The organism is Micromonospora sonneratiae (assembly GCF_042679305.1).
Lineage (GTDB): Bacteria > Actinomycetota > Actinomycetes > Mycobacteriales > Micromonosporaceae > Micromonospora_H > Micromonospora_H sonneratiae.
In genome coordinates, this window is the sequence record NZ_JBHTMP010000080.1 from 21759 (window position 1) to 28263 (window position 6505).

Sequence of the window (6505 nt, forward strand, 5' to 3'; positions counted from 1 at the left end):
TGGTCGGCGGGCGATGTCCCCGGGGCCTCCCCGGAGGACATCGCCCGCCGGCTCAGTCGCAGAGTTCGAGTTCGGACGTACCACTGGCGGAGGCGGTCGCCCCGTCATTGAAGTACACGGTCACCTCCCAGTACACCGACACGCCGAATCGGTCGAACTCTCTCGGCACGGTGGTGTCGAAGGTCGAGTTGGTGAAGCCGTCCCAGGAGGCACCTTTGGTCAACCAGAAGGTGGTGGACGGGAGATCACCGAACTGGCCGTGGTAGACCCGTACCCGTTGGAGGGTCCGGCCGCCACCGTTCACCACCGTGCCGTGTAGGTCCGCTCCGAACAGGAAACACCGGGACGGGACCGTCACGCTGATTCTGGGCGTGGTGGTCGTCTTGGGCTTGGTCGTGGTCGGGGCGGGTGCCGGCGGCGCTGCCCTGGTCGTGGTGGCCGGGCCGGGACGGGCTGGCGCCGGCGCTCGCGGTGGCGTCGTCCCCGGCCCGGTCGGCTGTGCCGACTGGGGTGGACCGGTCGTCCCGGCAGCGGCGGTGGGCGGGACCGGTACGGCAGCACCGGGAGCGGTGGTCGTAACCGGGACGGGTGGTGCCGCCAGTGGCGGAACCTGTTCAGGGGCAGCCGGGCTGTCGGGGCGACCGGCCAGCCAGGCAGCGCTCACCAGTAGGACGAGTGCGCTGAGCACGGCAACCGGCAGGACCAACCCGTTCCTGCCGTTCCTGCCGTTCCTGGGGCGGGACGAGGGTGACGACGACTCGCGGGTCGCTGATGCCGGTGTCGGCGGCCGGGATCCGGTCCGCCGGCGAGTGATCCAGTTGCCGGCGGCGGAAACGACGCCGTGGACCGGTGCCGGCGGGCGTCGCGGTGGGCGGTTCTCCGGCACATGTCGACCGGCCGGTTCCCCGGACCCATCAGCCAGCCGGTCGGGGCTGGTCGCCGGCTCGCCGGACCCGCTGTCGGCTTCGTTACCGGTCATCCGGCCCGGTCCGTCGGTTGTCGGCCGGTCGGGCCCGCTGCTCTCCTGCTCCAGCCTGAGCTTTCCGGCTGGCTTACCGGATTCGCTGACTGCCTTCTCGGATTTCCTGACTGCCTTGGCAGGCTTACCGGTTGCCCGGCTGGATTCGTCAGGTGCTGTGCCGGGACTGTCGTCCGGCTTTGCGGACCTGCCGGCTGAGCTGCTTGCTCGGACGACGGTCTCGGTGTTGGCCGGGTCCCGGCGGGCCGAGGTCGGTTGCGGTAGGAGAGCACCACATGACGGACTGAGGCAGTACGCTCCACCCGACTCGTCGACCTGGCCGCACTCTGGACAGACGGTCAGCATCCGCTTGGCCGGGAAATGGTGCCCGACACCCGGATCGGCGTCCCGGACATGTCACTGTTGGGATAGACCGTGACGCTCCACTCGGTGGACGGGCGGCTCAGCGTGTCCCCGGAGTACGACATCGGGACAGTGCCGGAGTAGCTCGACGATCCGTCACCGCTGATCGGCCACCCGGTTATGGTGCCGTCGTCGACGAGCAGAGAGCCATGTGGATCGTAGGCGACGGACATGTTGTGCAGCTGTGCACTGAGCCTTACCGACCATTCCCCCCAGCCGGAACAGGACGCACTCGCCGAGGCGGTCAGGTACGGCCTGGCCGGTGGGTCCACCACCTGTCGGCTTCCGGTTGAGGACTGGGTAGGGGCCGGTGCCTTGGGGGCGGCCTTGGTCGTCGTACCTGGCCGAGACGGCGTGGCCCTGGGGTCCGAGGGGCGAGGTTGGCCGGCACCGGTGGAAGTTGAGTTGCTCGGCCGGGGCGTTCCAGGCGACGGGGGCAGGATCAGCGTAGGTGTTCCTGTCGGTGCGCCGCCTCCCGGATCGGGTGCCGCTGCCGGCGGGTTTCCATCTGCAACTGCCGTCGACGGTACGGATGGTGGTCTGGCTACCCAGATGGCAGTTACCGCCAGCAGCAGTACGACGACGATGAGCGCAGGGGTCAGCAGTCGTGCCCGGGTCGGGGCCGGTGTTGAGGACACGGCCGGTGTTAAGGACACGGCCGGTGTTGAGGACACGGCCGGAACCGGGACCGGAACCGGGGGCTCCGCAGGCGTGCTGATTTTCGTCTTCGGCGGTGCCGCCCCGGTGGGCTGCGGGGCGGTCGGCAGTAGCTGACCGCATTCGGGATTAGGGCAGTAGGCCGGTTGGCCGTCAATGCTCAGCAAACATTCAGGACACTTGATCAAGACCAACACCCCCGTGGTGTGTGTCCAAACCCGATAGGCAAACGCCTTTTGATTCTGGCATCCCACTCGCCTGGAACTCGAGGGCCGACAGGGCGGCGGGCGTCATCGTTCGGTAGGCAACCGAGCGGCTATTGATATTTTTTGGTCCGCTTAGGAGGCGTTTCGCTCGAATGGTCAGCGGGCTGCTGTTCGTAGCGAATGAGCGGCGGGCAAGACAGGGGTTTGCCCGTCAGCGCTGCCCGTCGGCCTGACGTTCGGCGATGACCTCGCTGAGCAGGTCTGCGAGTCGCCGTAGGAAAACTGCGGCTGCGGCGTCCGATGCGTCGTCCAGGACCCAGTTGGCGTCCCATGCGACGAGCTGGGCCAGTACGCCGGGCTGGGCGGGTTCGGCAAGGATGCTCTCGATGGCGGCCAGGTCGCGGCGTAGACCACGGACCGTGGTCTGCGCTATCCGCCGGAGATCGTTACGAACCTCGTCCAGGGTTTCCGCGTCGGCCAGGTGCCCACCAAGGAACGACCGCACCACCTCGATCGCGGGCTGCCGTGCGGCCTCCTCCGCCCTTCTCCGCAGCGGCTCCGGCACGTTCGAGATCCCCATGCCCTCAGTCTCCCTTACCCGTCGGGAACGCGGTGATGATGAAGGCGCGGGCGGGATCACTACCGGGCACCAGAATCATGGTCACCCGGACAAGGCTCGTCACGTGGTGCTGGGCATTGCGGGGGCCGATTCCATACATGCCACGGTTGAAGTACCCCTCACCGACGGCATTGCTCACGCTGAAGACCTTGCGGTGCACGCCGAACAGCGCGAGATCCTCGCGGACGCCCGTCCAGTTGACGGTCAGGTACTCGTTGATGACCCGGTTCATCGTCGCTTTGCTCAGCCACCGGTACGAGTAGTTCGCCGGGCCATCCCAGGGTTGATCGCCATAGATCCGACCCTCGACGGTGCGGGTGTTCGGGTCGCGGCCCATCGGAATGTCGGGACCATGGCGTTCCAGGCTGTGTGCACCATCGCTCGCGTGGGTGGTGTCGTGGGCCGTGATGTCGATCATCGGCGCATGGTCGCCGAGGTCGAGGAATATCTTGGCCACCTGGGCCCAATCCACGCGCTCGGCAGCCTGTTGTGGCGTCTCGCCGGGACGCTGGGTCGGGTCGAGGTCCTGCGGGTCGAACGACCATCCGTCGCTGGCGGAGGTGGCGGATCCGTCGTCTCCCCAGGCGACCGGGGTGTCCGGCAGGGTCCGTGGGCCGTGCTGGAACGGTGTCGGTCGTTCGGCCGGCGGCAGGTCGGCGGCGATCTGCTCCAGGTGTTGCAGGCGGTCGAACGCCCATTGGGTACGGGTCAAGAGCGCGTCGGTCTCTGCCTGGAAGACGGACAGGTGCTCCTCGACCGCAGTGCTGATGTTTCGCCTGAGCAGCTCGGTACGGGTCTGCGTGGACACCGCCTCGTTGCCGTCGTACGAGATGTCGGCAAGCTCCTTGGAGCCCGCACCGGTCAGTGCGTTGCCGCTGAACGCGATCTGTCGGTCCCGGGCCTCGGCCCGTTTCAGGGGATCGGCGGTGACCAACGAGACTGCGGAGGCGAGGGCCTGGGTGCCCACGGTTCTGGCGAAGGTCAGCCAACGGGCCTTCGCACCGAGTAGACCGGTCGGCTGACCGGCGATCCGGCGCATCTCCAGAACGGCCCAGGTACGGACCGCGTCGGCGATCTGTTGCGGGGTCCGGGCCGGGTCGACCTGAAGCACGAAGGTCACGTCGGAGTCGACCCGGTACCCGGTGACGATGCCGTGGACCTGACCTCCGAGGCCCGTACGGAGCTCGAAGGTCAGGTTCTCGGGGCGTCCGCTCGCGCCGGTGAAGACGAGCCGGAAGGTATGCTCCGCGTCAGCCAGGGTCGCGATCAGGGCATTCTGTGGCAGGTCGCTTAGGGCGGCCACCAGCCTGTCGACCTCGGGGAGCAGATGCTGGTCGGCGGGCGGAAGATCGCCGTACAGGTTCCGTAGGTTGGTCACCGGGCCGGCGGTACGGGGATCGGCGGCCAACCGCTCCTCGATCTCCCTGACCCGCTGTTCGAGTTCCTCGACGGGTTGCTGCTGCCCACTGATCCGGCGTCGGAGATGGTTCGGGGTCGTGGTTTCGTTGTGCGCCTCGGACAGCGCCTTGTTGAAGGCGATGTCGTTGAGACGTAGTTGGTGCAGCCGGGCGACCTGGCGGCTGATTCCGTGGCCGAGGGCAGAGATGCCCGCGAGCGCGGCCAATGCGGGGTTGTTGGTGAGAACGCCGGTACCGGCTGCGGAAGTTCCCTGGGCCAGTATCGGAAGAAGGTCCTCCCGGATCCACCGGCCGTTCGGGAGGCGGTTCTCCCGGTCGAACAGGATGTTGTCCCCGACATGCGCCACGATGTCGGTGATCCGGCCGGGATCTGCCTCCACGTTCACCGTGAAGCTGAACCTGCCTCGACCGACGCGATCGCTGCCTGGCGTGACCGGACGCCCGTCATCAGCCGTGCCAAAGCTGATGCGTATCTCGATGTTGTATCCCCGGCCAAGTTTGCTCGACCGATAGACCAACTCGGTCTGCTTGCCATTGGTGTCCCGTACCACGTGGGCGAGCTTGAAGGGATTGCCGTGCTGGACGTTTACCCGGATCATGCCCTCCTGGGCCGCCCGGACGGCAGCCGCGTGGCCGGTCGCGGCGGAGGTTGGCGTTTGCGCGGGGAGGCGTGGAGTGTCGGCCAGGCGGTCGATTCCAGCGGTGGCGAGGAACTGCCCGTTGTCGGCCAATTCCCCGATCTGGTTGCCGACACTACGGCGTTCGGCGGGTCTGAGTCGGCCCCAGTGTTGGAAGTCGTGCCGTTCAACGAGGTCAGCGACCTCCCGGCTGCGCAGCCCGTTGAAGCGGTCGATCAGTACCTGCGCCAGCGCCTTGGCGAGGGTTGAGGTCACCTGTAGGCCGCCCAAGCCCTCACGCGCAGCTTCGCCCACGTTGTAGCTGAAGGGAGCGGATGGGGCTGCGCCCAGGGTGGCCTTCTCCAGGTGTGCCCTGGCACCGGCTTCGTGTCGGGTGAGTTCGTGTTGACGCTTCGCGATGTCGGTGAGCGTGTCGCGGACGGCTCTGTGTAGTTCGGGTCGCGGGGCGGTGCCCAGTTCCGGCGGCACCTGAAGGGTGATCCGCCCGTCGGTGTAGTCAACGTTGATCTTGCTTGGATCGGCGGTGTACTCCACCTCGACATGGACGACGACACCGGGGGTATCGCCGCGCATGGTCAGCCGATAGCTGCCATCCGGCCGTGACCGGATCTTCTTGAGGAACTCGATCGGATCAGCGGTGAGCAGCCGCTGGATCTGGCGGACCTCCTGTCGTACCGCATTGCGGACCAACTTGATCTGCGATGTGGGCACCTGCTGGGAAGCGGGTGCCACGTCCGGGTCTGGCCAGCGGGTACGTATGGCCGCCGCGCGATCGCCCAGCACGGTCGCGGCCAACTCACTCGCGCGGTCATGGCTGGTATCGACCCGCCGCTGAAGCTCGCCCTCGGCGATCCCGGTCCGGTCCGGCAACTGGGCCAACGCCCGGTCGTGCTTGCGTTCCAGCTTGACGCTGGTTACGTACCGGTTGAGGCGATTGTTCGTTGCAATTTCACCTGCGGTGACGACAGTTCGTCTGATTGCAAGATCCGGATGACCGGTCGCTGCGGCGAATGTGATGGTGACGCCGGCCGCCAGCACGCTGGGAACGTTTGCGGCCAGCCGATCCGAGCGTCGGTACGCCAGCTCGCCTGGTCGTTCGTACTGTAGTTTGACCAGGGCGCTGATGGTGGAACGGAGTTTGCTCCGGAACCGGTATTCGATCGCCGGGTCGCTGTCTGGACCGGACCCGCGCGGGTCGACGGCATGGCTGTCGACCACCAGGTGGAAGTGCCGCTCGCGGCCACCGCCCCGGAAGCTGACGACCCGCCCATCCGGCTCTGAAGCGGGAACGACCTCGCAGGTCCAGGTCAGGCGGCCCGTACCCGCCCAGCCCTTCGGGGCTACCCGGAACAGGCTGCGGCCCTGTGCAGCTACCGGCTCGATGCTGACATCGGGTATCTGGTTCCGATTCAGTAGGTGTCGGGTCAGTGCAACCGTGGGCGCAGAGTCGTACCACCACTGCCGTTGCTCGTCGAGCAGTGCGCTGACCGGTTCGGACAGGTGGCGGCGGGCCAGGTCGGCGCGTACGTCCGCACCCGGCATACCCTCGCGCAACGCCCGGGACTCGATGAACGTCCGCAACTCGG

4 protein-coding genes are annotated in these 6505 nt (G+C 67.3%); all 4 read right to left on the reverse strand.

The window, feature by feature from the left end; genetic code table 11:
* Positions 1-52: 52 nt before the first annotated feature.
* Positions 53-979: a hypothetical protein gene (locus ACFQ4H_RS30815; protein WP_377577908.1), complete on the reverse strand. Its 927-nt coding sequence runs from the start codon at positions 977-979 to the stop codon at positions 53-55.
* Positions 980-1317: 338 nt separating this feature from the next.
* The gene (locus ACFQ4H_RS30820) at positions 1318-1554 is read right to left on the reverse strand and encodes a hypothetical protein (RefSeq protein ID WP_377577910.1); all 237 of its coding nucleotides are present in this window, start codon (positions 1552-1554) and stop codon (positions 1318-1320) included.
* A gap of 901 nt (positions 1555-2455) precedes the next feature.
* A complete protein-coding gene (locus ACFQ4H_RS30825; RefSeq protein WP_377577913.1) occupies positions 2456-2824 on the reverse strand; it encodes a hypothetical protein in 369 nt (122 codons plus the stop codon).
* A 4-nt stretch (positions 2825-2828) separates the two neighbouring features.
* A partial coding sequence (locus tag ACFQ4H_RS30830) for a hypothetical protein (protein WP_377577916.1) occupies positions 2829-6505 on the reverse strand: 3677 nt, incomplete at its 5' end.